The 25,889-nt window shown below is 72.3% G+C and carries 24 protein-coding genes; 10 read left to right on the top strand and 14 right to left on the bottom strand.

Features of this window, described 5'->3' with window-relative positions; genetic code table 11:
• Positions 1-10 precede the first annotated feature (10 nt).
• Positions 11-934: a DMT family transporter gene (locus tag QRX60_RS35385; RefSeq protein WP_285995788.1), complete on the top strand. Its 924-nt coding sequence runs from the start codon at positions 11-13 to the stop codon at positions 932-934.
• Here the strand turns inward: QRX60_RS35385 and QRX60_RS35380 are convergent.
• From QRX60_RS35380 to QRX60_RS35350, 7 genes are read right to left on the bottom strand one after another with little or no spacing between them, the layout of a single operon-like run.
• On the bottom strand, positions 840-2,666 hold the full coding sequence (locus QRX60_RS35380) for a sialidase family protein (protein WP_285995787.1): 1,827 nt from the start codon (positions 2,664-2,666) through the stop codon (positions 840-842). The genes QRX60_RS35385 and QRX60_RS35380 overlap by 95 nt on opposite strands.
• A 2-nt stretch (positions 2,667-2,668) precedes the next feature.
• On the bottom strand, positions 2,669-4,630 hold the full coding sequence (locus QRX60_RS35375; RefSeq protein WP_285995786.1) for a beta-galactosidase: 1,962 nt from the start codon (positions 4,628-4,630) through the stop codon (positions 2,669-2,671).
• Positions 4,630-5,553 carry a dihydrodipicolinate synthase family protein gene (locus tag QRX60_RS35370; RefSeq protein ID WP_285995785.1) on the bottom strand — a complete coding sequence of 308 codons (924 nt, stop codon included), beginning with the start codon at positions 5,551-5,553 and terminating at the stop codon, positions 4,630-4,632. The genes QRX60_RS35375 and QRX60_RS35370 overlap by 1 nt, the downstream gene beginning before the upstream one ends.
• Complete coding sequence (locus QRX60_RS35365; RefSeq protein WP_285995784.1) at positions 5,553-6,506, bottom strand: oligopeptide/dipeptide ABC transporter ATP-binding protein; 954 nt, start codon at positions 6,504-6,506, stop codon at positions 5,553-5,555. Before QRX60_RS35365 ends, QRX60_RS35370 begins: the two co-directional genes overlap by 1 nt.
• Positions 6,503-8,407: a dipeptide/oligopeptide/nickel ABC transporter permease/ATP-binding protein gene (locus QRX60_RS35360; RefSeq protein WP_285995783.1), complete on the bottom strand. Its 1,905-nt coding sequence runs from the start codon at positions 8,405-8,407 to the stop codon at positions 6,503-6,505. The genes QRX60_RS35365 and QRX60_RS35360 overlap by 4 nt, the downstream gene beginning before the upstream one ends.
• Positions 8,404-9,363 (bottom strand): ABC transporter permease, encoded by a 960-nt coding sequence (locus tag QRX60_RS35355; RefSeq protein WP_285995782.1) that lies wholly within the window; start codon positions 9,361-9,363, stop codon positions 8,404-8,406. Before QRX60_RS35355 ends, QRX60_RS35360 begins: the two co-directional genes overlap by 4 nt.
• A gap of 13 nt (positions 9,364-9,376) precedes the next feature.
• Positions 9,377-10,975 (bottom strand): ABC transporter substrate-binding protein, encoded by a 1,599-nt coding sequence (locus QRX60_RS35350; protein ID WP_285995781.1) that lies wholly within the window; start codon positions 10,973-10,975, stop codon positions 9,377-9,379.
• Between the two features lie 142 nt (positions 10,976-11,117).
• Here QRX60_RS35350 and QRX60_RS35345 point away from each other — a divergent pair, with 142 nt between their 5' ends.
• From QRX60_RS35345 to QRX60_RS35335, 3 genes are all read left to right on the top strand, one after another.
• Positions 11,118-11,843 (top strand): FadR/GntR family transcriptional regulator, encoded by a 726-nt coding sequence (locus QRX60_RS35345; protein ID WP_155543603.1) that lies wholly within the window; start codon positions 11,118-11,120, stop codon positions 11,841-11,843.
• Between the two features lie 112 nt (positions 11,844-11,955).
• Positions 11,956-14,085 carry a hypothetical protein gene (locus QRX60_RS35340; RefSeq protein ID WP_285995780.1) on the top strand — a complete coding sequence of 710 codons (2,130 nt, stop codon included), beginning with the start codon at positions 11,956-11,958 and terminating at the stop codon, positions 14,083-14,085.
• 14 nt (positions 14,086-14,099) lie between these two features.
• Complete coding sequence (locus QRX60_RS35335) at positions 14,100-15,245, top strand: S53 family peptidase (RefSeq protein WP_285995779.1); 1,146 nt, start codon at positions 14,100-14,102, stop codon at positions 15,243-15,245.
• 281 nt (positions 15,246-15,526) lie between these two features.
• Here QRX60_RS35335 and QRX60_RS35330 read toward each other — a convergent pair whose 3' ends face one another.
• From QRX60_RS35330 to QRX60_RS35310, 5 genes are all read right to left on the bottom strand, one after another.
• On the bottom strand, positions 15,527-16,168 hold the full coding sequence (locus QRX60_RS35330) for a LuxR C-terminal-related transcriptional regulator (protein WP_285995778.1): 642 nt from the start codon (positions 16,166-16,168) through the stop codon (positions 15,527-15,529).
• A 2-nt stretch (positions 16,169-16,170) separates the two neighbouring features.
• Complete coding sequence (locus QRX60_RS35325; RefSeq protein ID WP_285995777.1) at positions 16,171-16,560, bottom strand: hypothetical protein; 390 nt, start codon at positions 16,558-16,560, stop codon at positions 16,171-16,173.
• 29 nt (positions 16,561-16,589) lie between these two features.
• Entirely contained in the window at positions 16,590-17,798 is a 1,209-nt protein-coding gene (locus QRX60_RS35320) for a cytochrome P450 (RefSeq protein ID WP_285995776.1), read from the bottom strand.
• Positions 17,799-18,026: 228 nt separating this feature from the next.
• Entirely contained in the window at positions 18,027-19,418 is a 1,392-nt protein-coding gene (locus QRX60_RS35315) for an aspartate aminotransferase family protein (RefSeq protein WP_285995775.1), read from the bottom strand.
• A 117-nt stretch (positions 19,419-19,535) separates the two neighbouring features.
• Positions 19,536-20,030 (bottom strand): Lrp/AsnC family transcriptional regulator, encoded by a 495-nt coding sequence (locus QRX60_RS35310; protein WP_286003766.1) that lies wholly within the window; start codon positions 20,028-20,030, stop codon positions 19,536-19,538.
• 171 nt (positions 20,031-20,201) lie between these two features.
• On the opposite strand from QRX60_RS35310, the gene QRX60_RS35305 reads away from it, so the two are divergent.
• The gene (locus tag QRX60_RS35305) at positions 20,202-21,575 is read left to right on the top strand and encodes an APC family permease (protein WP_285995774.1); all 1,374 of its coding nucleotides are present in this window, start codon (positions 20,202-20,204) and stop codon (positions 21,573-21,575) included.
• A gap of 1 nt (position 21,576) precedes the next feature.
• Here the strand turns inward: QRX60_RS35305 and QRX60_RS35300 are convergent, their stop codons facing one another.
• The gene (locus QRX60_RS35300; RefSeq protein ID WP_285995773.1) at positions 21,577-21,789 is read right to left on the bottom strand and encodes a hypothetical protein; all 213 of its coding nucleotides are present in this window, start codon (positions 21,787-21,789) and stop codon (positions 21,577-21,579) included.
• 125 nt (positions 21,790-21,914) lie between these two features.
• Here QRX60_RS35300 and QRX60_RS35295 point away from each other — a divergent pair, with 125 nt between their 5' ends.
• From QRX60_RS35295 to QRX60_RS35275, 5 genes are read left to right on the top strand one after another with little or no spacing between them, the layout of a single operon-like run.
• Positions 21,915-22,391, top strand: a complete 477-nt coding sequence (locus QRX60_RS35295) for a hypothetical protein (RefSeq protein WP_285995772.1) — start codon at positions 21,915-21,917, stop codon at positions 22,389-22,391.
• A complete protein-coding gene (locus tag QRX60_RS35290; protein ID WP_285995771.1) occupies positions 22,384-23,550 on the top strand; it encodes a PPE domain-containing protein in 1,167 nt (388 codons plus the stop codon). Before QRX60_RS35295 ends, QRX60_RS35290 begins: the two co-directional genes overlap by 8 nt.
• Positions 23,547-23,840, top strand: coding sequence for a hypothetical protein (locus QRX60_RS35285; RefSeq protein WP_285995770.1), 294 nt, complete (start codon positions 23,547-23,549; stop codon positions 23,838-23,840). Before QRX60_RS35290 ends, QRX60_RS35285 begins: the two co-directional genes overlap by 4 nt.
• Positions 23,841-23,881: 41 nt before the next feature.
• Positions 23,882-24,574 carry a hypothetical protein gene (locus QRX60_RS35280; protein WP_285995769.1) on the top strand — a complete coding sequence of 231 codons (693 nt, stop codon included), beginning with the start codon at positions 23,882-23,884 and terminating at the stop codon, positions 24,572-24,574.
• Complete coding sequence (locus QRX60_RS35275; protein WP_285995768.1) at positions 24,571-25,167, top strand: hypothetical protein; 597 nt, start codon at positions 24,571-24,573, stop codon at positions 25,165-25,167. Before QRX60_RS35280 ends, QRX60_RS35275 begins: the two co-directional genes overlap by 4 nt.
• Here QRX60_RS35275 and QRX60_RS35270 read toward each other — a convergent pair.
• A complete protein-coding gene (locus QRX60_RS35270; RefSeq protein WP_285995767.1) occupies positions 25,079-25,864 on the bottom strand; it encodes a helix-turn-helix transcriptional regulator in 786 nt (261 codons plus the stop codon). The two genes, QRX60_RS35275 and QRX60_RS35270, sit on opposite strands and share 89 nt — an antisense overlap.
• Positions 25,865-25,889 lie beyond the last annotated feature (25 nt).

The following is a 25,889-nucleotide window of genomic DNA, read 5'->3' as shown; positions in this document are numbered from 1 at the left end:
CGATGGAGTGGTGAAACTCCTGGCGCCGGCCCTCACCGTCGTGCTCTGGGCGTCGGCGTTCCCCGCCATCAAGGTCGGCCTGGACGGCTACGGCGTCGCCGGGCTGTCCTTCGCGCGGCTCGCGGTCGCGTCGGCGGTCCTGCTGCCGGCCGCGCCGATCCTCAAGGTGCGCCTGCCCCGCGCACCGGACCTGCCCCTGATCGCGGTCTGCGGGCTCGCCGGGATGAGCGCGTACCAGCTGCTGCTCAACTGGGGCGAGGTCCACGTCCCGGCCGGGACGGCGAGCCTGCTCGTCTCGGTGGCTCCGGTGTTCAGCGTCCTGCTCGCCGCGGCGTTCCTCGGCGAACGGCTCACCGCCGTGAAGGTGCTCGGCAGCGCGGTCGCCCTCGGCGGCAGCGCCCTCATCGCCTCCGGCAGCGGCCTGGCGTACTCGCAGGCCGCCTGGGTCGTCCTGGCCGCCGCGGCCGTCCAAGGGATCTACCACTTCTGCAGCAAGCCGCTGCTCCGGCGGTACACCGGACTCGAGGTCGCCTGCTACGCGATGTGGGCCGGGACGCTGTTCCTGGCCCCGCTCGCCCCTCAGGCCCTGCACGCGCTCGCGACCGCCCCGCCGAACGCGACCCTGGCGGTCGTCTTCCTCGGCGTGCTCCCCTCGGCCGCCGGGTTCGTCGCCTGGGGGTACGCGGTCGCCCGGCACTCGATCGCCGTCGCGACCGGCGCCCTCTACCTCGTCCCGGGCGTCGCCCTCGCCGTCGCGTTCGGCTGGCTCGGCGAGGTGCCGACCTGGGCGGACGCCGCCGGCGGTGCGCTCGGCATCGCCGGCGTCGTCCTCCTCTCCCTCAGCCGTGGATCCGGTCGAACGGCAGCCGCAGCACCTGCCCGGCCGGGACCGGCGCGTTCCGCAGGCGGATCGCGTCGAGCTCCGGCGCCGTGAGCGCCCGGCGGTAGAAGCGGACCTCGTCGAAGCTGCCGTTCCAGCGGAACTGGTTGTCCAGCCGCTGTCCCAGCTGCAGCTGGAACGACACCGTCCGGCTCACCGAACCCGCCGCCGCGGCGCCGGACGCGACCTGGACGCCGTCCACCCACAGCAGCAGCTGCCCACCGGTGCGTTCGAGCGCGACGTGGTGCCAGGCCTGGTCGTCGTAGGCCTGCGCCGTCGTGATCGACGCCGTCCCGGCCGCCGTGGTCATCGTCGCGATCAGCCGGTGGTTCGCGGGTTCGCCGCGCAGCCACAGCTGCGGGGCCGTCGTGCCCATGCCGCCCAGCCAGAACAGCACCTGGTTGCCCTTCGTGGCGCCATAGCGGAACCAGCCCGTCCACGTGAGGTCGCCGTCGCCCGGCGGCTGCGCCGGGTCGTACGGCACGCGGACGTAGTCGTCGACGCCGTCCAGGGTCACCGCGCCGCCGAAACGCCCGGTCGCCACCGAAGCACCGCCGAGCACCCGCGCGTCCGCGTGCCCGGAAACGTCCGGAGTGGACGGTCCGGCCGAGTTCTTCCAGCCCAGGTATTCCTCGGTGAAGCGCGCGAAGCGGATCTCGTCGCGCGCGTCGACCGCACCCCCTTCGTACATGAGCCCGATCTCCGAGCCGCTGATCTGCACCAGGTCCGAGTACCCGGACCAGTCGGCGGTGATCCGCGTTCCCTGCTCGGCGTTCTCCCACGTCCGGCCGCCGTCGTACGACGACCGGATCATCATCCAGCGGCGCCGGTCGGTGTCCGACGGCGAGGAGAACAGGAGACGCTTCCCGACGCGCACGATCGCTCCTTGCACCATCGGCGTCACCAGGTCGGGGATGGTGGTGAAGGGCTTGGAGAACGTCTCTCCGCCGTCACGGCTGACGGCGTAGTCGCGGTTGCCGATGTCGGTGCCGCCCTGCTCGCGGCCGCCGGCGTAGATCGACCCGTCGGCCAGTTCGACGACGGTCACCTCGGACGGCTTCTGCGTGTATGTCCCGCCTACCGGGTGCGGGTAGGAGCTCACCGCACCGACGTGCCAGCTGCGCCCGCCGTCGTCGCTGTAGACGAGCCCGGCGTGGTTCTCGATGGAGTTCGTGCCGTCGCTGGTTTCCGCGTTGACGCCGAACACGAGCCGCCCGGCGTGGCGTCCCTTCGTCAGCTGGATCCCGTGCACCGGGCCGGACGCGTACCACGAGTCCCAGTCCGGCCGTTTCGCCTGCGCGCTGATGTCGACCGGTGTGGACCAGGTGAGGCCGTCGTCGTCGCTGTACTGCGAGTGCGGGGTGCGCGGGCACGGGACGTCGCACGCCTTGTCGTCGTCACGGCCCTTGTTGTACGTCGTGATCAGCACGATCCGGCCGGTGCGGCGGTCCACTATGGGCACCGGGTTGCCGTGCGTGTCCCCGCCGCCGCGGTTGACCACCTGCAGCGGCGACCACGTCTTCCCGCCGTCGGTGGAGCGCTTGAGCACGAGGTCGATGTCGCCGGTGTCGCCGCAGTTGTCGATGCGGCCCTCGGCGAACGCCAGGAGGGTGCCGTGAGTGGACTCGACGATCGCCGGGATGCGGAAGCAGCTGTACCCGGGATCCTGCGAGGCTTTGAACAGGACCTGCTGGTCGAACTGCGGCGCGGCCTGCGCCGGGCTCACGGCGAGCAGTGAACTCGCCACCAGGGCCGCCACCGCGGCCCATCTCCCCAGTGTTCTCATTCTCATCCCTTCAGGACGGCGACACCTCGCGGGGCGAGCCGGACCTCGCGCAGCGGCCGCGACGGGTCGCCCAGCAGATCCGGCGCGGGCTGCGGCAGGTCGACGGTGACCGGCTCGGTGCCGTGGTTGAGCAGGAACAGGTAAGCGCTTTCCTCGCCGTGCCGGACGACGGCCTGGACACCGGGCGGGGCGGCGAGCACCGGCGTCACCCCGGCTTCCGCGGTGATGCGGCCCAGCAGCGGGGCCAAGCCGGGCCGGGTTCCCACGTACCAGGCGACGCCGTCGCCGAACGCGTGCCGCGTGATCGCGGGCCGCCCGGCCAGGTCACCACCCGCGAACGACGCGACGGCTTCGGCACCTTCGAGTTCGATCCACTCGGACCAGATCGCCCCGGAATCCGTGGTGCCGTCGGCGAACTCGAGCGGGATCGGCCCGTCCAGGGGCCAGAACTCGTCGACCCGCAGGCCGAGGATGTCCCGCAGGGGCGCGGGGTGCCCACCGAGGTGAGCGCGGTCGCAGCCGTCGACGATGCCGCTGAAGTACGACACCACGAGGTGCCCACCGCTGGCGACGTACACGCGCAGGTTGTCCGCGGAAGCCGGTTCCAGCAAGTACAGGTTCGGGACGACGACGAGCTTGTAGCGCGTGAGATCCCGCGAAGGGTGCACGACGTCGCAGGTGATGTTCGCGTCGAACAACGGCGCGTAGTGCGCGAGGTGCGTCTCGAGCTGCTCCAGTGCCGCCGGGTGCGAGTCCAGCTCCAGACCCCACCAGCTCGGCCAGTCGTGCAGCAGGGCGACGTCGGCCCGCACGCGCGTCCCGGCCAGTTCCGGGACGCGGGCCAGTTCCCGCCCGAGCGCGGCCGTTTCGCGGAACGTCCGGGTGTCGCGGCCGCCGTGCGGGACCATCGCGGAGTGGAACTTCTCGGCGCCACCGCTCGTCTGGCGCCACTGGAAGAACAGCACGGCGTCGGCCCCCTGGGCGACGGCCTGCCAGCTGCCGAGCCGCAGCGCCCCCGGTGGCTTGGGACTGTTGCGGGGCCGCCAGTTCACCGCGCTCGGCGCCTGTTCGAGCAGCATCCACGGCCGGTCCTTCGCGGACCTGACCAGGTCGTAGGCGAACGCCGCTTCGACATGGGCGCGCGGGTCGCAGGGATCCGGGTACGAGTCGAGGCTGACGACGTCCTCGTGCGGTGTCCACGTGTGCCAGTCGAGGGCCTTCTGCACCAGGCCGACGAAGTTGGTCGTGATCGGCGTGTCCGGGGTGATCCGCCGCAGCACCGCCTGTTCGGTCAGGAAGCAGCCGAGCGCGGCGTCGGAGGAGAACCGGTGGAAGTCCAGCTGCTGGGCGGGGTTGGGGAAGGTCGGCGCGACGCGCGGCGGCAGGATCTCGGCCCAGTCGTCGTAGCGCTGCGCCCAGAAGGTGGTCGTCCAGGCCGTGTTGAGCGCCTCGATCGTCCCGTAGCGCTCCCGCAGCCAGCCGCGGAAGTCCGCCGCGGAGACGTCGCAGTAGCAGGCGCGGACGTGGCAGCCGAACTCGTTGCCGACGTGCCACACGGCGAGCGCGGGGTGCCCCGCGTACCGCGTCGCCAGCTGCTCGACCAGCCGGGCGGCGTGCGCGCGGTAGACCGGGCTCGACGGGCAGAACTGCTGCCGCGCGCCCGGGGAAAGCCGCACGCCGTCGGCGCGCACCGGGAGGATCTCCGGGTGCGCGTGGGACAGCCACGGCGGCGGGGACGCGGTCATCGTCGCCAGGCACACCTTCACCCCGGCGCCGGCCAGGCCGGCCATGACGTCGTCGAACCAGCCGAACTCGTACTCCCCCGGCCGCGGTTCGACCCCGGCCCACGAGTAGATCCCCGCGGTCACCATCGTGACGCCCGCTTCGGCCATCAGCTTCAGGTCTTCCCGGCGGACCTCGTCGGGCCAGTGCTCCGGGTTGTAGTCGGCGCCGTAGTGGAGCATCAGAGCAGACCGGCTTCGGCGAGCTTCTCCTTGATCCGCAGCAGTTCCTCGTCGTCCAGCGGCAGCTGGGGCGGGGCCATGACAGCGTTGTCGATGAACCCGCGCATCTTCATCGCGGCCTTGAAGGCGCCGAGCCCGGCCGAACCGCGGCCCATCCGGCTCGGCGGCGCCACCGACGTGATCGAGAACAGCTTCAGCAGCCGTTCCTGCTCCCGGCGGGCCGCGGCCAGGTTGCCGGACTTGAAGTGGTCGTGGATGAGCACGTACCCGACCGGGTCGACGTTGCCCAGGCCCGGTACGGCACCGTCCGCGCCCATCGCCAGTGCCGCGTCCACGACCAGCTCGGACCCGGTGAACACGGCGAAGGAGTCGAGGCCGCGGTCGCGCTTGCCCAGCAGCACGGCCCGGAACGCGGCTTCGTCGCCGCTGGAGTCCTTGAGCCCGGCGAGGACACCGTCGGCGGCGAGATCGAGAACCATCCCGCCGTCGAGCTTCGTGTGCACCGCGACCGGGATGTCGTAGGCGACGATCGGCAGCGCCGTGCGCTCGTGCAGCAGGCGGAAGTGCCGGTCGACCTCGGCTACGTGGGTCCGCGTGTAGTACGGCGCGGTGACGACGACGGCGTCGGCCCCGGCGGCTTCGGCGGTCCGGATGTGCTCGGCCACCCGCAGGGTCGTCATGTCGATACAGCCGGCGAGCACCGGGACGCGGCCGGCGACCTGGTCGACCGTCGTCTCGACGACGACCCGGCGCTGGGCGTCGGGCAGGAAGGCGACCTCGCTGGAGGAGCCGAGGACGAACACGCCGTGGACACCGGCGTCGAGCTGGACCTCGACGTGGCGCCGCAGCGAGTCGGTGTCCACGCTGAAGTCGTCGTTGAACGGCGTGCACAGCGGCGGGACGATTCCGGCGAACTTCGGCATCAGGCGCTCACTCCGGTAGGGATCTCGGGATGGATGCAGCGGTAGGTGTGGCCCCCGGCGGCCGCCACCGGCGGCGGCAGCTCGGCCGCGCATTCGCCGGTCGCTTTCGGGCAGCGGGTGCGGAACGGGCAGCCGCTCGGCGGGTTCGTCGCCGAGGGCACCGGGCCGGTGAGGACGATCGGCTCGACCGGGTGGAGCAGGCTGGGCGTCGCCGAGAAGAGGGCCCGGGTGTACGGGTGCCGGGCGGCTTCCGGGAGTTCGGGAGCCGGGGCTTCTTCGACGATCCGGCCGAGGTACATCGTGACGATGCGGTCGCTCATCTTCTTGACGGTCTGGATGTCGTGGGAGACGAAGACCATCGCCAGGTCCAGCTGTTCGCGCAGGTCGAGCAGCAGGTTGAGGATCTGGGCGCGGACCGAGACGTCGAGAGCGGACGTCGGCTCGTCGGCGACCAGCAGGGCGGGCCGCAGGGCCAGGGCCCGCGCGATGGCGACGCGCTGGCGCTGGCCGCCGGAGAGCTGGCCCGGCACCGCGTCGGCGGCGCTGGTGGGCAGGCCGACCAGGGACATGAGCTCGCGGACGCGCTCGTCGCGCTCGGCCGGCGTGCCGGCGCGGTGCACGTCGAGCGGGTCGCGGATGATCTTGGCGACGGCGAGCCGGCGGTTGAGCGCGGTCGACGGGTCCTGGAAGACCATGCCGACCTCCCGCCCGGACCCGTCGTCGAGGGGCTTCCCGCGGAACCGGACCGTGCCCGCGGTCGGGCGCTGCAGGCCGACGATCACCTTGGCCAGCGTCGACTTGCCGCAGCCGGACTCCCCGACGACCCCGATCGTCTCGCCGGGGTTCACGACGAGGTGGGCGTCGGTGAGGGCGTGGACGCTGTCGTGGCCGAACAGGCCGCGGCCGCGGATCTTGTGCACGACGTGGACGCCGTCGAGCTCCAGGAGGTTCACGCCGTCGCCTCCTTCTCACGGGCGATGTCGACCGCCGGGAAGTGGCAGGCGACGAGGTGGTCGACGGGTTCGCCGAAGCGGACCGGGGTTTCCTCGTGGCACTTGGCGCGGGCCGCCGGGCAACGGTCGGCGAAGCGGCAGCCCACCGGGAACTCGGCCGGGGCCGGCACGACGCCCTTGATCTGGGTGAGCCGGGCCTCGTTCTCCTCCAGCGACAGCACGGCGCTGAGGAGCCCGCGCGTGTAGTGGTGCCGGGGCGAGCCGACGACCTCGGCGGTGCTGCCCAGCTCGGCGACCTGCCCGCCGTACATGACGACGACGCGGTCGGCGATCTCGGACACCAGCGCGAGGTCGTGCGAGACGAGGATGAGCGCGAACCCGAGTTCTTCTTGCAGCCGCAGCAACAGCGCCATGATCTGGGCCTGGACCGTGACGTCCAGCGCCGTCGTGGGCTCGTCGGCCACGATCAGCTTCGGATCCCGCGAGAGCGCCATCGCGATCAGCACGCGCTGGCGCTGGCCGCCGGACAGCTCGTGCGGGTAGGCGCGCAGCGTCCGGTCCGGGTCGAGGTTGACCAGTTCCAGCAGCTCGGCCGGGGTGCGCGTGCCGCCGCGGCGGGTGAACTGCTTGAGCTGGGCGCGGATGGTCATCGCCGGGTTGAGCGAGCTCAGCGCGTCCTGGTAGATCATCGCGATGTCGTGGCCGAGGTGGCGGCGGCGGTCGCCGGGGCGCAGCGCGAGGAGGTCGCGCTGGGCGAACCGGATCTGCCCGGACACCCGGGCGGCCGCGGGCTGCAGGCCGAGGATCGACAACGCGGTGAGCGTCTTGCCGCAGCCGGACTCGCCGATCAGGCCGAGCACTTCCCCCGCGCGGACGCTGAAGGACACGCCGTCGACGACGTCGACGCCTTCGTGGCGGCCGGGGAAGGCGATCCTGAGCCGGTCGACCTCGAGGACCGTCTCGCGGTGGTCGAGGGACCGGGCGGTGCGGGCCAGCCGCTCCCCCGCTTCCCGCAGGCCGGCGATCGGCAGGACGGGCGCGGTGTCGGCGTCTTCCCGCTTCGCGACCGCCTTCGCGACTTCGGCCGCCTTGACGGCCCGGGCCGACGGCGCGGCCCAGGCGTCCGAGATCCGCTCGGACAGGATGTTCAGCGCGAGGACCGTGACCAGGATCAGCAGGCCGGGGAACAGCGTCGCCCACCAGCCGCCGGTCAGCACCAGGTCCTTGCCGTCGGCGAGCACCGAGCCCCACGACGGGTCGGGTGGCTGGATGCCGGCGCCGATGAACGACAGCGAAGCCTCGAACACGATCGCGTCGGCCACCGTGACCGTGCAGTACACGAGCACCGGGGCGGCGCAGTTGATCGCGACGTGCCGGGTCAGCACGAAGAACCGGCGGGCCCCGATGACGCGTTCGGCCGCGACGTAGTCCTCGCCGTACTGGGCCAGCACGTTCGCCCGGATCACCCGGGCCACCGGAGGCATGTTGAGGAACCCGATGGCCAGGATCAAGACGAGGATGCCGTGGCCGAACACGGCGACGAGCACCGCGGCCAGCGCGATGCCCGGGAACGCCATGATGACGTCCAGCACGCGCATGACCACGGCGTCCACCCGGCGGTGCGAGGTCGCGGCGAACGCCCCGATCACCGCCCCCGACACGAGCGCGAGCGCCACCGCCCCCAGGCCGATGGCGAGCGACCAGCGCGTGCCGGCGACGAGCCGGGAGAAGATGTCCCGGCCCGACGTGTCCGTGCCGAACCAGTGCGACCCGCTGGGCCCTCCGGTGTCGGTGCTGAGCGCGTCCGGGTTGTGCGTCGCGACGAGCGTGCCGAGCACGGCGACCAGCAGCAGAACGCCGAGGATCGCGAGCGCGGGCCAGGCCGCGCGCAGGCGCTTCACGCGCGGCTCCGCAGGCGCGGGTTGGCGATCAGGTACAGGACGTCGACGATCAGGTTGACCAGCACGAACCCGATCGCGATCGTGATGACGAAGCCCTGGACCTTGGCGGTGTCGCCGTCGGTGACGGCCTGGATCATGTTCTGCCCCATCCCCGGCAGCGCGAACATCGTCTCGATGACGACGGCGCCGCCCAGCAGGTAGCCGACCCGCAGGCCGAGCACGGTCAGCGGCGTGACCAGCGCGTTGCGCAGCACGTTGCGCCCGACCACGACCACCGGCGGCAGGCCGCCGCCGCGCGCGGTGCGGACGTAGTCCTTGTCCAGCTCCTCGACCATCGACGTCCGGATCACCCGGGTCAGCTGCGCGGCCACCGGCAGCGCCAGGGAGACCGCGGGCAGCGTCAGCGAGTTCAGCCAGCCACCGAAGGAGTCGGCCGGGCTGACGTAGCCGCTGGTCGGGAACAGGCCCTGGCCGACGGCCAGCCACTGGACCAGCAGCAGCGCCACCCAGAACGCCGGCGCGGCGACCCCGGCCAGGGTGACCACCCGGATCACCTTGTCCGGCCAGCGGTCGCGGAACAGCGCCGAGGTCACGCCCAGCACCAGCGAGCTCACCAGCGCGATGACCAGGCCCAGCAGGGTCAGCTGGACGGTCAGCGGCAGCGCGGTCGCGATGGTCTCGCCGACCGGCTGCTTGGTGATCACGCTCGTGCCGAAGTCACCCTGGACCAGGTGCCAGACGAAGTGGACGTACTGCAGCGGCAGCGGGTCCAGCAGCCCGTTCTCGAGCCGGAACTGCTGCAGCTGCTCGGCGGTGGCGTTCGCGCCGTCGAACGCGGCCAGCGCCGGGTCGACCGGCGCGAACCGCATCACGATGAACACGAACAGGATCACGCCGAGCAGCAGCGGGATCAGGGCGAGGATGCGGCTGAGCAGCATCCGCACGACGACGGCCACGGGTGATCTCCTCTTAGACCGGCTTCGCCTGGTTCAGGTAGATGCCCGGGTAGCCCTGGGCGCGCACGCCGGTGATCGCCTTCGGGTCCCACGCCGTGCCGAGCTGGGTGAACACGACCGGGTAGATGACCGCCTGCTCGGAGATTTGGTCGAGCAGCTGCTTGTTCAGCGTGGCCCGCTTCGCCTCGTCGGTCTCGGCCGCGGCCCGGTCCTGCAGGGCGAGCAGGGACTGGGCGTCGGGACCGGTGAAGCGGGCGTACTTGCTCGTCAGGATGGACTTGGCGTCGTAGTAGTAGCGGATCATCAGGTCGGGGTCGTTGCCGAACTGCAGCGGGTTGTTGGTCGTGGCGACGACCTGGAAGTCGGCACCGGCGTCCAGCTTGGAGAACAGCGCCTTGGTGTCCTGGGAGTCCAAAGTGGTCTGGACGCCGATCGCGTCCCAGCCCTCCTTGATCACCTTGACGCAGTCGGCGACCAGTGAGGTGTTCGTCGTGGAAAGCGTCACCTTGAGGCCGCTCACCCCGGCCTGCTGCAGCAGTTGCTTCGCCTTGTCGGGGTTGTAGGCGAAGTCCTGCGACGCGGGTTGCGAAGACGGCAGCTTCGGGTTGATGAACGACGTGCCGGGCGAGCCGGCGCCCTTCAGCCCGATGTCGATCATCTTCTGCTTGTCGATGGCGTAGTGCAGCGCCTGCCGCACCAGGTTCTTGTCGAACGGCGCGTGCGCGGTGTTGAAGAGCAGGAAGAGGTTGTTGCCGCCGTCGGCGAACTCGACCGTGCGGCCGGCCTTGCGCAGCTGGTCGGCGTTGGCGGCCGGGATGTTCTCGGCGATCTGCGCGTCCGGCTTGGCGCCGGAGATCGCGGCGACGCGCGGGGCGGAGTCCACGATGGACTTCCAGAGCATCTTGTCGTAGGCCGCCGGGCGCGGGCCGTTGTAGTCGGCGAACTTCTCGAAGCTGGTGTGGGACAGCGGTGCCTGCTCGACGACCTTGTACGGGCCGGAGCCGACGACCTTGCCGCCCTTCGCGTCGTCCCACTTGCCGTCGTAGACGTGCTTCGGCACGATCTTGCAGCACTGGATCCGCTGCAGCGCGTACGGGAAGGGGAACTTGAGGACGAACTCGACCGAGCGGTCGCCGGTCTTGCGGACTTCCTGCAGCCAGTGCGAGAAGAAGCTGTGGATCAGCACGTTCTCCTTCTCGTCGAGCGCGCGGGCGTAGGTGAAGACGACGTCGTCGGCCGTCACGGGCTGACCGTCGTGCCACTTCGCGCCGTCGCGCAGCTCGAACTTCAGGCTGGTGCCGCTGACGTCGGCGGGCAGCGCCTTCGCCAGGCCGGGGAACGGCGCACGGGTGATCGGGTCACCCTCCACGAGGGACTCGTAGCAGTGCAGGATCGCGGCCATCGAGAACGCGGACGCGGTCTGCAGCGGGTCCCACGTCTGGTTGTTGCCGTAGCCGATGACGGCGGTCAGCGAGCCCGCCGAGCTGCCGGTCTTGTTGGTGGACGCCGGCCCGCCGCACGCGGCGAGCACGGTCGGGAACGCCATGGCCGCACCGGCGAAGGTGGTGTAGCGCAGCAACTGGCGGCGGCTGAGCGACGGGCTCTGGGACATCGCTGTCTCCTGCGGGCCTCGAACGGTAGGACATGGGACGTCCTATGACCGGCGTGAGCCTAGGATGGGTTCGCGTGCTGGTCAACCCTTCTGGACGTATGACGTAGGATGTCCTCTCACGACGCATCCGGGGAGGACAGCAGTGGCCCGTCCGCAGCGCAGCGAAGAGATCACCAAGCGCATCATCGACCTGATCGTCGAGCGGGAGCTCCCGCCGGGCGCACCCATGCCCACCGAGCTGAGCCTGATGGAGGACATCGGCGTCAGCCGCAACTCGATCCGCGAAGCGATCAAGGCCCTGCAGGCCCTCGGCATCGTCGAGATCCGCCACGGCTACGGCACGTTCGTCGGCTCCGCCGGGTCGGAGTCGCTGCAGACCTGGCTGCTGTTCCGCACCCGCGCGCGCGGCGCCACCGACGTCGGCCGGCTGCGCGACCTGCTGGAGGTGCGGGAGATGCTCGAGACCGAGCTGACCCGCCGCGTCGCCACCGACCACCGGCCCGGCCTGGTCGAGGAGCTGCAGGCCTGCGTCGCGCGGATGAAGCGCAAGGGCCCGGACGCCGCGGAGGCCGACCGCGAGTTCCACGACCTCATCTGCGCCGAGGCCGGGTTCGACCTCGCCCGCGAGCTCACCGGGTTGTTCTGGGACGTCTACCGGATCGCGGAAAGCGAGCTGGGCGGGCCGGCGTCGTCGCCGACAGCCACCGCGAAACGGCACCAGGCCATCGTCGACGCGCTCCTGCTGCGCGACGCCGACGCCGCCGCCGAAGCCGTGCACCGGCACTTCGACGAGGTCCGCAAGCGCGCGAAAGCCGGTCCGTACGGGGGTTTCGGCGTCGCGCGGCCGGTGCCCGCGGCCCATTCCTGACTCTCGGTCGCTGACCCGTTCGGGGTAACTTCCGGAAGATCGAGAACCGGGCTCAACGGCCCGGGCGTCTGGCTCGTCGGTAGTGGTGATCAACCACCACACGGAGGTGCCAGTGCGAAGAAGACTTTCGGTGTTCGCGGTCCTGCTCGCCGGTTCGGCGGGGCTGGCCGGGCTCGCCCCGCCGCCGGCGGTGGCCGCCACGACAGCGGCGACCGCCACCCTGCCCACGGGTGAGCGGGTCACCGTCCGGACCACCGCGGACGGCCGTTCCTCCTATGACGTCCAGCCGGCCGCGCAGAAGGGCATGGCGCGGACGCTGGTGCACCTGCGGCTGGGTGAGCGCGACTACGAGCTGCCCGGCACCGCGCTCCCCTACCTGGGGCGCGGGCTGGATCTGGGCCTGTTCGACGTCCAAGCACTCCTGACCGGTGCTTCGGCCCCGGTCGACCCGGCGGCGTTCGGTGCCGCTTTGGCCAAGCAGTTCAAGGAAGACAACGCGAGGGGCCACTTCGGGGGTCAGGGGCTCTTCGCCGGGGGAAAGACTTTCGCGCTCTCGGGGGCACCGGCTCGGCGGGCTGTCCAGCCCCGTTCGGTGATGCGCACGGTGTCGGTCGACGCCGACGACATCGCGGGGAAGCCGGCCGACACCGGCGTCGCGTTCCTGTACAACACCGATGACGGGAACCTGCTCGACCCGAACGAAAACCTCAACTACTTCTCGAGCGGCACGGCGAAGTTCAGCGCGCCGGACGGGAACTACAGCGCGCTCGGCCTGTTCTGGACGGCCGACGCCGACGGCAACCCGACCGAGGTACGGTTCAGCGCGCAGCCCGAGTTCGCCGTGAAGGCCGACAAGACGGTCCGCGTGGACGCTTCGCGCGCCTCCAGCAAGGTGACCTGGGTGACGCCGCGGGCGGCGCTGCTCGACGACACCGGGTTCTTCTTCCGCCGGGCGGCGAAGACCGGGCCGGCGCTGCTCGTCGACTTCGACGCCGGGCCCGGCGTGCCGATCTCGGTGTCGCCGACCGCGGTCCCGGTCCGGACCGGGGCCCTGCAGACGTACCCGTACAGCAGGCTGATTTCGCCGCCGGGCCCGGGCACGCCCTACGAATACGTGCTGCAGAAGGCGAGCATCGGCACGATTCCGCAGCAGCGGTACGTGATCACGGCGAAGGACGTCGCCGCGGTGGACGCGACCTACTTCAGCGAGTACGCCACGCTCGGCCGGCGGCAGCGCAGCGGGATGTTCTCCTTCGAGGACGTCAGCGGCCGGGTGTCCCACCTGATCGAAACGCCCCGGAAGCAGACCGAGTACGTCTCGGCGGCGCCGGACCTGCGCTGGTTCGGCGGGTTCTCGAAGTACGTCCCGCCCGGGCCGTTCCCGGCCTGGGCCGGCGGCCAGTACGAGCCGTTCCACGCCTACCAGGGCGGTTCTTCGGTGACCGAGGACTGGAACAAGTTCCCGCTGCACCCGGCGGGCGGGGTGGCGCTGCTGCCGCTGTCCGACGGCAGCGCGCCGGAGCTCCCGGCCGCGACGCGGGCAGGGGACCTGCTGCGCCTGTCGATCACGCCGTTCAGCGACAACCAGCCCGGGCACACCGGGTTCGGCTTCTACGGCGAGCGGACGGACACGATGACGGGGCACTACACGCTGACCCAGGACGGCGCGACGATCGCCGAGGGCAACCCGGTGGGATCGACCGAACTGGCGCTGGAGCAGGAGGTCGCGGCCGGGCCGTCGACGCTGGGGCTCACGATCGACGCGGGCCGCACCGGCCCGATGTACCACCAGAGCACGGCGACCCACACCGAGTGGACGTGGAAGTCCCAGCACACCGACGGCATGCTCCCGCCGGCCCTGTACTGCGCGCGGGGCGCGGACGGGCCGGATCGGGCGTGCGCGGTCGAACCGATGCTGACGCTGGGGTACGCGGTCGGCGGGCTGCGGCCGGACGGCTCGACGCCGTCGGGTCCGCAGGGCTTGGACCTCGCGGTGGGGCACTTGCAGCAGAGTGCGGGCGCCCCGGTGGCGGCCGCGACGGTGCAGTACTCGACCGACGGCACGACCTGGCAGGACGCGACGGTCACCCCGCGCGGCAACGGCGTGTTCCACGCGGACTTCACCGCGACCACGGACGCGTTCCGCGGCACCGACGTCTCCCTGCGTGTCACGGCGTCCGACGCGGCCGGGGCGACCGTGGCCGAATCGATCACCGCCGCCTACCACGTCTACGCGTCCTGAGGGGAAGGTCCACTGTGCACAGAAGACTCATCGGCGTGCTGAGCGCCGCGGTGGTCGCTCTCGGGGCCTTCGTCCCGGCCGCGTCCGCCGCACCGGCACCGCGGGCGGCGTGTCCGGACCCGGGTCCGGGCCTGCTGCGCTGCCTGACCACCTACACCTCGCTACGCGCTTTGGCCGATGGCCCGGCCGGCTGGGGCGCCGACGACCTGGCGGCGGCCTACGGGCTGCCTTCCGACGCGGGGCCCGACACGCTCGTCGGCATCTCGATCGCCTACGACGCACCGAACCTGGAGGCCGACCTCGCGGCCTACCGGGCGCAGTACGGCCTGCCGCCGTGCACGACAGCGAACGGCTGCTTCCGCAAGGTGAACCAGCAGGGTGCTCCGGCGCCGTTGCCGGCCGCGAGCTTCGGCTGGGCCATGGAGTCCACTTTGGACGTCTCGATGGTGTCGGCGGCGTGCCCGTCGTGCCGGATCCTGGTGGTCGAGGGCAACACCCCCGAATTCGCCGACCTGGCGGAGACAGAGGACACCGCGGTCCGGTTGGGCGCTTCGGTGGTCTCGAACAGCTACGGCGCCCGGGAGAGCGGCGCACCGCTGGCGTTCGCGAGCCACTACCAGCACCCGGGTGTGACGGTGGTGGCCTCCTCAGGCGACGCGGGCTTCACGGCGGCGAGCTACCCGGCGGTCCTGCCGACGACGGTGGCGGTCGGCGGGACCACGCTGGCCCGCGACCCGTCCTCGGCCCGCGGCTGGGCGGAGTCGGCGTGGCAGTACGGCGGCAGCGGCTGCTCGGCGTACATCGCGAAGCCGTCGTGGCAGAAGGACACGCACTGCGGCAAGCGAACGGTCGCGGACATCGCCTCGGCGGCGGAAGACATCGCGATCCACTACACGGACGCGGGCGGCTGGCTCCCGGCGAACGGCACCAGCGCTTCGGCGCCGTACGTCGCGGGCTTGATCGCCCGGTCCGGACACGCGGGAGCGACCCAGCCCTCGTCCCTTTACGCGAAGGCGAGCTCGTTCACGGACATCACGGCGGGCACCAACGACCCGACGGGCGGCGGCAAGAAGTGCGGTAACGACTACTTGTGCGTTGCAGGGCCGGGCTACGACGCCCCGACGGGCGTGGGAGTTCCCAGCGGCCTGACCGGCTTCTGACGAGTAGCCGGCTCGCACCACTGGGGTGACGGCTCCCGGCCGCTCCGCTGGGTCACACCGGCGGAGCGGTATCCCCCGGGAGGCTGCGGGTCCGGCCGCGAGGGCCCGCATGCGGCCACGGCTGCCGGGCACTCCGACTCCGGCCGCACCCCGGCACCCGATCTGCTCGCCCCCACCGGGCCACATCAGCTCACCACGCCACACCGCCGACCACACCCCGGCAGCCGACCTGCACACACACCGTCGGGCACCATCGCCTCGCCACGTCGGCCGCCCGTCTCTCACCCTGGCCGGCACAGCCCCCGCTCGTAAGCCAGCAATCCCGCCTCGGTCCGGTGCGCACACCCCAGCTTCCGCACCACCTGGGTCACCAGGCTCCGCACCACCGGCTCCGCCACCCCGAGCCGTGTCGCGATCTCGGCGTTCGTCAGCGCGGAGCCGATGCCGACCAGGACCTCCCGCTCCCGCAGGGACAACCGATCCACCCCGGCCAGCCGCTCGTCCCGCGGGCCCGACAGCCGCGTCGCCGCCGAGACCAGGCGGCGGGAAGCGTCCGGCGAAAGCACCACGTGCCCGTCCGCCGCCAGCCGGACCACCTTGATCAGCTCGTTGCGCCGCGCCGACCGCAGCAGGTACCCCGAAGCCCCGTCCCGCAACGCCCGCAGGATCCCCGCGTCGGAGTCGAACGTGACCAGCGCCACCACCGCCGGGCGGCGGAACACCGGTCCCAGTGGCGCCAGCCGCAGATCCAGCAGCACCACGTCCGGCAGCCGGCTCCGGAGGGTCGCCCGGGCCGCCGCCGCGTCGGACGCCGAGCCGATCACCTCGATGCCGTCGGTCTCGGCCAGCAGGGAGCCCAGGCGGGCCCGCACCGCCGGGTCGCGTTCGGCCACCAGGACCCGGACCGGCGGAGGGGGCAGCACCGTCAGTCCTTGGGCCGCAGGCGGATCAGCGGCAGGTCGGTCCGCGACGCACCCACCAGGTCACGCCCGCCCGGGCCGCGCAGCCGCAGCTCGCGGAACCGCACCGAAGACAGCTGCGCCGCTTCGATCGGGTACACGTCGCCGTAGCGCTTGATCTTGTCGACCAGTTCCTTGCCCAGCAGTTCCACCAGGCCCGCGTGCCGGGACGAGCCGCCGCCCAGGGGCACGTCCAGCTGCCTGCGCACCTCGGGGAACCGCTGGTCCAGCTCAACGGCCAGCTGGTGGAGCGTGACGTAGGCCGGGCCGAACTCCGACGCGTCCGGTCCCGGCGGGATCTCCCGCAGCACCTTGACGAGCTTGTCGTCCATCCCGAGTTTGTCCCACAGGGTCACGTTTTCCTCCTGTCGTGGCCGCCGCAGGTCTACCAGAGGACCGGCACGCGGTCCACTCCCCCGGTGACCCGGTTCGTCCGGACCGTCAGCTCCTCGACCGGCACCGCCAGCCGCAGCCCCGGGAACCGCCGGAACAGCGAGCCGAACACGACGCGCAGCTCCGTGCGGGCGAGACTCGCGCCGATGCAGAACCAGCCGCCGTAAGCAAACGACACGTGCGAGTTCGGCTTGCGCTCGGGGTCGAACTCGCCGGCGGCCGGGAACACCGACGCGTCCCGGTTCGCCGCCGCCAGCGCCAGGACGACCGCGTCGCCCCGGGCGACCTTCACCCCGCCGAGATCGACGTCGTCGTGCGCGTACCGCAGGACGCCGAGCCCGCCCGGCGCAGACAGCCGCAGGATCTCCTCGACGACGCCGTGCGTCCGCTCTTCGGGGTCGGCGGCCAGCGCGTCACGCCGCGTGAGGTCGGTGAGCAGGTACAGGACGCCGAGGTCGATCCGGTTGGACGTCGTCTCGTGGCCGGCGAACAGCAGGCCGGCGGCCAGCCGCGCGAGGTCGTCGTCGGTGAACGCCGGGGCCTCGGCCTGCGCGCGGACCATGTCCGAGACGACGTCCTGACCGGGATCACGCCGCTTGGCCGCCGCCAGCCGGCCCATGTACGCCGCGAACTCGTCGAGCGCCGCGTCGGCGCCGGAACCGATGTCCATCCGGCCCATCCGCTCGGACAGCACCCGGAACGTGTCGCGGTCTTCGTACGGGACGCCGAGCAGCTCGCAGATCACCAGCACCGGCAACGGGAACGACAGGTGCTCGTGCAGGTCGACCGGCTCGTCCCCGCTCCGGGCGCGCTCCATCGCGGCGAAGCAGCCGTCGGCCAGCTCCTGGACGTGGCCGGCGAGCCGCCGGATCCGGTTGGCGGAGAACGCGGGCACGAGCATCTTCCGCATCCGCGCGTGCTCCGCGTGCTCGGTTTCGTGGTCGCCCTGCGGCCGGCTGAGGATCGCCGCGTCCGACAGGGCCGACGCCTCTTCGGGCGCCGGGTGCGAACGGCCGAAGCGCGGGTCGGTGAACACCGCGCGGACCTCCTCGAACCCGGTGACCAGCCAGGCCGGGTCGCCGGCCGGGGTGGTCACCTCGACGACCGGGCCCTGCCGGCGCAGCACCTCGAAGAGCGGGGCGATCTCCAGGACGCTCGGCCGCTCGAAGGGCAGGCGCGGGGTGTCCGTGGGCGCGGTCATCGGGTTCTCCTCCCGGTGCGCGGCCGGTCGGCGCGGACGCGGGCGGCCCGGTCACCGGCCGCTCCCCCGGTCCCCCCGCGCTCCACGGTACCCAGAAACCCGCTCCGCGGCGGGGAACGCGCGATTCCCCGCCCTTTCGGGCCAACGCCGCGGCCGGCCGACCGGCCTGGTCGCCCGAAACTGTCGGTCCCCTCCGTTACCGTGGACACCGGGGGCCGGAGGCCCGCCCTACAGCAGTTTCCAAGCCTGCGTGAGCGTGTCGCGCAGGATCTGCTCCATCTCGTCGAACTGCGCCTGGCCACAGATCAGCGGCGGCGACAGCTGCACGACGGGCTCGGCCCGGTCGTCGGCCCGGCAGTACAGCCCGGCCTCGAACAACGCGTCGGACAGGAATCCGCGCAGCACGCGCTCGGACTCGTCCGCGCTGAACGTCTCCTTGGTCGCCTTGTCCTTCACCAGCTCGATGCCGTAGAAGAACCCGGCACCCCGCACGTCCCCGACGATCGGCAGATCGGTCAGCTTGTCCAAAGTGGACCGGAACGCCGCCTCGCTGCCCAGTACGTGGTCGTACAGCCCCTCGGCGGAAATCAGGTCGAGGTTGGCCAGCGCGACCGCGCACGACACCGGGTGCCCGCCGTAGGTCGAGCCGTGCATGAACGTCGTCGCGCCGCGGGTGAACGGCTCCATCAGGCGCTCGCTCGCCAGCACCGCGCCCAGCGGCGCATACCCGGACGTCAGGCCCTTCGCCGTCGTGATGATGTCCGGCTGGTAGCCGTAGCGCTTGGCGGCGAAGTCGTACCCGACGCGGCCGAACGCGCAGATCACCTCGTCGGACACGAGCAGGACGTCGTGCTTGTCGCAGATCTCCCGCACCCGCGCGAAGTAGCCCGGCGGCGGAACGAAGCAGCCACCGGTGTTCTGCACGGGTTCGAGGAACACCGCCGCGACGGTGTCGGCGCCCTCGAACTCGATGGCCTGCTCGATCCGGTCGGCGGCCCAGCGCCCGTAGGCCTCGTAGTCGTCGGCGTGCTCGGGCGCGCGGTAGAAGTTCGTGTTCGGCACGCGCAGGGTGCTCGGCACGAGCGGCTCGAAATCGGCCTTCGCGCCGGGGATGCCGGTGATCGACAGCGCGCCCTGCGACGTCCCGTGGTAGGCCAGCGCGCGGCTGATCACCTTGTGCTTGGCGGGCTTGCCGACGAGCTTGAAGTACTGCTTGGCGAGCTTCCACGCCGTCTCGACCGACTCGCCGCCGCTGACCGTGAAGAACACCCGGTTCAGGTCGCCGGGCGACGCGGCGGCCAGCCGCTCGGCCAGCTCGATCGCCGTCGGGTGCGCGTGACCCCACAGCGGGAAGTACGCGAGCTGCCTGGTCTGCCGCGCGGCGGCCTCGGCGAGTTCCTCGCGGCCGTGGCCGACCTGGACCGCGAACAGGCCGGCGAGCCCGTCCAGATAGCGCTTCCCGCGGGCGTCCCAGATGTAGGGACCTTCGCCGCGCACGATCACCGGGACGTCGGTCTCGTCGTAGGCGGAGTGGCGGGTGAAGTGCATCCAGAGGTTGCTGCGGGCCGTCCGGGCGAGGCCTGCGGCGTCGACCGGGGCGGGTTCGGCGGTAGTGGTCATGCCTCGGTTATCGCACGCACTCACCCGTCGAAGCAAGCGATTCAGTCGTCCATACGAATCGCGTCGACTAATTCATGGTCATTTTCCGAGGCGAACCTTCGGATTTAGTCGTCACCCTCAGCGAGAGCCCCACTGGTAGGTCTGTTTCCGCAGCTTGAGGTAGACCATCGCCTCCGCGTGCCGGACGCCCGGCAGGGCGCGAATCCGCGTCGAGATCAGCTGGAGCAACGCCTCGTCGTCGGCGCAGACGGCCTCGCAGAGCAGGTCGTAGCGCCCGGCGCAGAGGATCACGTACGCGATTTCGTCCATTTCGGCCAGTGCGTCGCCGACCGGCTCGAGGGGTCCCTCGACGGTGATCGCGATCATCGCCTGCCGGAACAGCCCCACCTGCAAGGGATCCGAGACCGCGACGATCTGGATGACGCCGGAGTCGGACAGCCGCTGCACCCGCTGCCGCACGGCCGCCTCCGACAGGCCGACCGCCTTGCCGATCGTCGCGTACGCACGCCGGCCGTCTTCCTGGAGCTGCGCGATGATCTGCCGCGAGATGTCGTCGAGCACCGGCGGCGCGGGCCGGCTCGGGGTGTCCTGGCTGCTCACGCCCCGGATCATCCCCGACGCGGGCGACACAGGGCAAACCCGAAGCTCTGGTCACCATGAGTGACTAGATCCGAAGGCTAACACCGGGACGGACAACGAATTCAGTCGTCTTCGGCGCGTTGACAACACCGAATCGGTGCTGTTCCATCCGTCGCACCTTGCCCCCGGCCGGAGGGAACGCCGATGCCCCGCACTCCCGCCCCGCCCGAAGCCGGCACCGCCCCCGCGCCGGCCGGACCTCGCACGCTGACCCGGTCCATCGGCGTCGGCGGCGGCACGCTGCTGACGCTCAGCTGCGTGACGCCGGCGTCGTCGCTGTTCGTCCTCGTGCCCCCGCTGTTCGCCGACCTCGGCACCGGCACCGCGCTCGCCATCGCGCTCGCGGTGCTGCTCTGCGTGGGGATCGCCTTCTGCTACTGCGAGCTCGGCACGCTGGTGCCGAGCGCCGGCGGCGAATACGCGATGGTCACGACGGTGGCGAACCGGTTCGCCGGCTGGCTGACGTTCGTGCTGTCGTTCGTCGTCATCCTCGTCGTGCCGCCGATCATCGCGATCGGCGTCGCCGGCTACGTCGCCGCCGTCGCGGACATCGACCCGTCGATCGCCGGAGCGCTCGTGATGCTCGCGTCCACCGTGATGGGCCTGCTGAACCTGCGCTCCAACGCCTGGATCACCGGGATCTTCCTGGTCATCGAGATCGTCGCGATCTTCGTCGTGTCGCTGCTCGGGTTCACCCACACCACGCAGAGCCCGGCCGTGCTGGTCGAGCCGAGCCTCGGCACGGGCGGGATCGGCCTGATCGGCGTCGTCGCCGGGCTCGCCGTCGCACTGTTCGTCGTGCAGGGCTTCAGCACCGCCGTCTACCTCGCCGAGGAGATGCGCGAGCCGCGCAGGACCGTCGCTCGGACCGTCTTCTGGACGCTCGGGATCAGCGCCCTCGTCATCCTGGTGCCGGTCGTCGCGGTCACCCTCGCGGTGCCGGACGCGGCCGCGCTCGCCGGCGTCGACCTCACCGCGCTCGTCACCGGCTGGAGCACCTCCGCCGTCGGCGCCGCGATCAGTCTCTGCATCGCGGCGGCAATCGTGAACGCGGTGATCGTCATGGTCATCCAGAACTCGCGCGTGCTCTACGCGTCCGCGCGGGATCAGGCGTGGCCGGCGCCGGTGAACCGCGCGATGAGCGTGGTGAGCGAGCGGTTCGGCGCGCCATGGGTCGCGACCCTCGTGGTCGGGCTGTCCGAGGCCGTCCTCTGTTTCGTGCCGGTGGACACGCTCAGCGGCGTCACCGGGGTCGCCGTCGTCGCGCTCTACCTGAGCGTCGCGGCCGCCGCGCTTCGCGCCCGCCGGGCGGCGCACCGCAAACCGCACGTGTGGCGCATGCCGGCTTGGCCGGTGGTGCCGGTGCTCGCCGTCGCGGCGCTGGCCTACGTCCTGGTCGAGCAGAGCGCGCTCGACCTCGGCATCACCGCCGGGGTGCTGGTGGTGTCGGCGCTGTACTGGTGGGGCTACCTGCGCCGGCGGCCCGGGCGGTGGGTCGTGACGGTTCCGCGGGAGTAGCTCAGTCCTTCCCGCGCCCCTTCAGCTGGCGCAGGCCGACGACGATCACCGCGAGCAGGCCGACGACCGCCACCACGATCCAGATCCAGCCGGGGATGCCGCTGGTGTCCACCGCGGTCGGCGCGGAGGGCGCTTGGGCCTGGGCCGGCCCGGCGAGCACGACGAGCCCGGTGAGGGCGACGAGGACGGCTCCGAACGCACGACGCGTCATCATCCGGACATCCTGCCCTATCCGCCTGTGCAGTGTTCGTGTCCGTCCGTGCACCCGGGTGGGCGTCCCTTCTCATCGCGGCGCGCATTGGCCAGGATGGACGCCTGGGTGGCAAGGGAAGGACCTCCATGGCGACTGTGCGCGACGAGGCCGACGCGCGGCGGCAGCTGCGCGCGGAGCACCAGCGCGAGAAGAACGAGCGGGACGAACCGAGGGAGAACGCCTCGGCCGTCGCGATGCCGCAGGGCACCGGCGCGGCCGCGCTGGTCGCCGACGGTACCGACGTCCTCGAGCTGGACTACGCCGAGATCGACGCCGCCAAGAACGCCCTCGACGCGCGTCACCAGGAGCTGTCCGGTTACCTCGCCGGCGCCCGCGACCTGGGCACTCCGCTGGCCGACGGCAAGGGGCCGGTCTCCCACTGGATGCGCCGCTCGTTCGGGCTGCGCGGCGGCGCCGAGGCCGGGGGCGTGCAGGCCGCGCTGGAGTCCTACCTCGGCGAGCTCGCTTCGCTGCGGCAGGCGCTCGAGACCGTCGCGACGGCGCACCGGAGCAACGACGAGGAGGCCGCGGCTTCGCTGCGGACAGGTGAGCGCGATGCCTGAGTTCCACTCCACGCACCACGAGCCGACCGCGCGCGAAAAGGCCAAGGCGCGGCGGGTGCGGCGCGAGAAAGCCGTGAACAACCGCGAAGACTCGTTCGGCAGGATCAACTGGGACAGCTACGACCACCGCGAGCTGTGGGACATGGTGCAGTCGGCCGACCCGCCGCGGCTCGGCGAGCAGGCGCACCGGTGGGCCGAGCTCGCGCGGGGCGTCGACACCGCCACCGGTGACGTCCACACGCTGGTGCAGAAGCTGCTGCTGTCGTGGCGCGGGCCGTCGGCGGCGCAGGCGGCGGACTCGGTGCAGCGCCTGACCGGCTGGGCGAGCACGGCGGGTGAGAACGCCCGGCACATCGGCGACGGCCTCGACACCTACACCTCGGCGATCGGCGAAGCCCGGCGGAAGATGCCGGAACCGGTGCACTACTGGGCCGAGCGGTGGTTCAAGGAGGGTTACGCGGTCAAACGGCTCGACGGGCCCCAAGGCGCGTACATGCTGGACGAACTGCTCGACGACAAGCTGCCGACGAAGAAGCAGGCGGACGACGCCAAGGCCGAAGCGGTCCGCGTGATGGAGCAGTACGAGAGCGCGAGCCACGACGTCCGCCACCGCCTGCCTCCGGCGTTCGACACGGCGCCGCAGGTGAGTGCGGCAGGTCCGGACCCGGTGGTTCCGCGCGTGCCCCACGCGCCTGTCGTCCAGGCTCCGCCGCCGGACCGAGAACCGGACCGGGGGCCGGAGCGGGTGCCGGACGACGCGACGTCGACCGCGTCCGCCCTGCCGCCCGCGTTCACCGGAGCCGGCGTGCCCGGCGGCGTCGACGGGGTGATCGGCGCGGCGGGGCCCGGGTCGCCGGGGACTGCGCCGGGGCCCGGCTTCGCCGGCTTCGTCGGCTCGGGTGCAGCCGGTGCGGGTATCGCGGGTCCGGGAGCGCTCGGCGAAGGCGGGCGGGCCGGTGCGGGGCGCTTCGGAGCCGCGGCGTCGGGTTTCGGCCCCGGCTCGGCGAGCGGCCGGGGCGCGGGCACCGGGTACGGCATGTACCCGCCCGGCCAGGGCACGCGCCGCGAGGAGGACACCGAGCACCGCGACAAGTACGCCGACGGCTACGACCTGCTCGACGACCTGCCCCCGGCGTACCCACCGGTGTTCGGCGAATGACCGGCTTCCACGCGGATCCGGCGGCTCTCGACGCGCTGGCGCTCCGGCTCGAAGACACGGCGGAGGACCACGCCGCGGCGGCGGCCCAGGTCGAGACCGCGGCTTCCGGCGACCTCGGCCCGGCGGTGGTGTCGGGCGCGCTCGCCGTGCTGGCCGGCGAGTGGTCGGGCAGGATACGGGCCGTGGAAACGGACTTCGCCGCGGCGGCCGCCGACGTCCGGACGGCAGCGCAGGCGTACCGGACAACGGACGCCGCCGCGGCCGGCGAACTGGGCCGTGCCGATGGCTGACCCCGTCACGGCCACCCCCGCACCCGCATCCGGCCGGGCCGATGGCTGAGTTCCGCGGTCTCGGCTTCGACCCGGTGCCCGGCCGTCCCGACGCCGTCTCCGAAGCCGCCCGCCGCTACGCCGCCGCCGCGACGCGGCTCGGTGAAATCCCCGCCCCCGGCGAAATCCCCGAGTGGGCCGGGCGATCCGCGCGAGCGCTCGCCGACCGCGCCGGACGAGCCACGGCCGGCCTCGCCGCCGTCCCCCAAGCCCTGCGCGCGGCCGCCGCGATCCTCGACGACTGGGCCGGCACCCTCCTCGCCCACCACCGCCGGGCCGAAGAACTCGACCACCGGGCCACCGCCGCACGCCAGGCCGTGACCGGCGCCCGGGACGACGTCGAGCAGGCCGAAACCGAGGCGCAGTTCTCCCCCGCCAGGCACCCGGACCTCACCGCGGCCCGCACCCGGCTCGCGGCCCGGCAGGACGACCTCGACCGCGTCCTCGCCGAAGCCCGCGAGCTGGAACGCGGCCACACAGCCGAAGCGGCCCGCGTCGCCGACCGGCTGCGGGCCCTCGGCGACGGTGCCCCCCTGCCGAGCGCACCCGACTTCCGTGGCGTGACAACGCATCTGGAGACGTTCTCGGCTCTCGGACGAGAGCTCGGCGTCACCGTCGCGAAGACCCCCGTCGTGCCGGTGGCCCCGCCGGCGGGTGCGGTCGGCGCGTTCACCGCGGCACTGGGTGGCCGGTGAAACTGCCCGCCGTTCCGGGGATCACCCCGGTGAGCCTGGACTCGGTCGCGCGCACCACCGCCGAGCTGCACGCGCTGATGGCCCGCCTGCGCGGCCCCGACGCAGCCCGGGACCTCGGCCTGGAGGCGGCCGCCGTCCAGTGCGCGGAGATCGCCCACGAGCAGCGGGCCGGGCTGCTGGCCCTGGTCGAGCACCGCGATGCCGACCCCGCGCTGCTCATCGCCGGAGTCGTCGCGGTGGACGCCACCGTCGACGACGCCGCGGACCTCGGTCACTTCGTCGCCGACACGACCCCGGGCATCCGCGAGGTCAGCCACGCGCGGACCGGCCGCGGCTACCCGGTGGTGATCGTCGAGCGGATCGGCCTGTCCGGCGCGCAGCTGCAGGCCGTCGTCCTCGATCCGGACCGGCCGCGCGCGGCCGTGTTCACGCTCCACTCCCCCGGCGGCCGCGGCTGGCTGGAGGTCGCCGGCCTGGCCGGGACGCTCGTCGCCGGCGTCGACCTCACCCCCGCAGAGCCTGCTCGCGGAACTCGCGCGGGGTCCGGCCCGTCGCGCGGCGGAACGTCCGCGAGAAGTGCGGGGCGCTGGTGAACCCGCAGTCGCGCGCGATCTCCGCGATCCCCCGCGCCGCCTTCGCCGGGTCCGCCAGCAACGCCTTCGCCCGCTCGACCCGCAGGCCCTTCAGCCGTTCCGACACGCCCTGGCCGTCGTCGAAGAGCTGGTACAGCCGCCGGCGCGAGATGTACAGCGCTTCGGCGATCTTGTCCGCGCTGAGCGACTGCTCGCCGAGGTGCGCGCGCATGTACTCGAGCGCTTCGCGCCTTCGCGCCGCCAAAGCGTCGACGCGGTCGAGTTCGACGCGCAGCGCGCTGCGCAGCACGAGCTCGGCCAGGCCCAGCAGGTGGTGGGCGAGCCCGTGCGGGTCGAGCCGCGGGCCGGCCGCCAGGACGTGCGCCACCGCTCCGGCGAACAACGCGCGCAACGGCGCGTCGACCTCGACCGGCCGGAACATCAGCGGCCGCAGCTCCGCGAACGAGAGGGTCAGCTTTGCCGCCGCGACGGTCAGCAGCACGACGCCGGACGGCTGGAGGTGCAGCGTCGCGTCGGCGTACGTCAGCTTCGCGCCGGACTCGGCGACCGCCCGCGGGACGGGGCAGCGCAGCAGCAGCTGGATGCCTTCGGGGTCGCCGCTGCCACCGAGGATCGCCGCACGCGCGGCCGCCGCGCCGGAAGCGCGGACGACGAGGTACCCGCTCGCGGGGACGTCCATCGACTGCGGCTCGGCCATCGGCACCATCGTGCCCGACGGCCGT

This window comes from Amycolatopsis mongoliensis (genome assembly GCF_030285665.1).
Classification (GTDB): domain Bacteria; phylum Actinomycetota; class Actinomycetes; order Mycobacteriales; family Pseudonocardiaceae; genus Amycolatopsis; species Amycolatopsis mongoliensis.
This window is presented reverse-complemented; position numbering and strand designations above follow the sequence as displayed.

Coding starts and splice junctions, on each gene's coding strand:
- QRX60_RS35370 (WP_285995785.1), bottom strand. CDS start 5,553: ATGCCGAAGTTCGCCGGAATCGTCCCGCCGCTGTGCACGCCGTTCAAC.
- QRX60_RS35270 (WP_285995767.1), bottom strand. CDS start 25,864: ATGGCCGAGCCGCAGTCGATGGACGTCCCCGCGAGCGGGTACCTCGTC.
- QRX60_RS35315 (WP_285995775.1), bottom strand. CDS start 19,418: ATGACCACTACCGCCGAACCCGCCCCGGTCGACGCCGCAGGCCTCGCC.
- QRX60_RS35290 (WP_285995771.1), top strand. CDS start 22,384: ATGCCTGAGTTCCACTCCACGCACCACGAGCCGACCGCGCGCGAAAAG.
- QRX60_RS35320 (WP_285995776.1), bottom strand. CDS start 17,798: ATGACCGCGCCCACGGACACCCCGCGCCTGCCCTTCGAGCGGCCGAGC.
- QRX60_RS35380 (WP_285995787.1), bottom strand. CDS start 2,666: ATGAGAACACTGGGGAGATGGGCCGCGGTGGCGGCCCTGGTGGCGAGT.
- QRX60_RS35310 (WP_286003766.1), bottom strand. CDS start 20,030: ATGATCCGGGGCGTGAGCAGCCAGGACACCCCGAGCCGGCCCGCGCCG.
- QRX60_RS35280 (WP_285995769.1), top strand. CDS start 23,882: ATGGCTGAGTTCCGCGGTCTCGGCTTCGACCCGGTGCCCGGCCGTCCC.
- QRX60_RS35295 (WP_285995772.1), top strand. CDS start 21,915: ATGGCGACTGTGCGCGACGAGGCCGACGCGCGGCGGCAGCTGCGCGCG.
- QRX60_RS35305 (WP_285995774.1), top strand. CDS start 20,202: ATGCCCCGCACTCCCGCCCCGCCCGAAGCCGGCACCGCCCCCGCGCCG.
- QRX60_RS35350 (WP_285995781.1), bottom strand. CDS start 10,975: ATGTCCCAGAGCCCGTCGCTCAGCCGCCGCCAGTTGCTGCGCTACACC.
- QRX60_RS35300 (WP_285995773.1), bottom strand. CDS start 21,789: ATGATGACGCGTCGTGCGTTCGGAGCCGTCCTCGTCGCCCTCACCGGG.
- QRX60_RS35375 (WP_285995786.1), bottom strand. CDS start 4,630: ATGCTCCACTACGGCGCCGACTACAACCCGGAGCACTGGCCCGACGAG.
- QRX60_RS35285 (WP_285995770.1), top strand. CDS start 23,547: ATGACCGGCTTCCACGCGGATCCGGCGGCTCTCGACGCGCTGGCGCTC.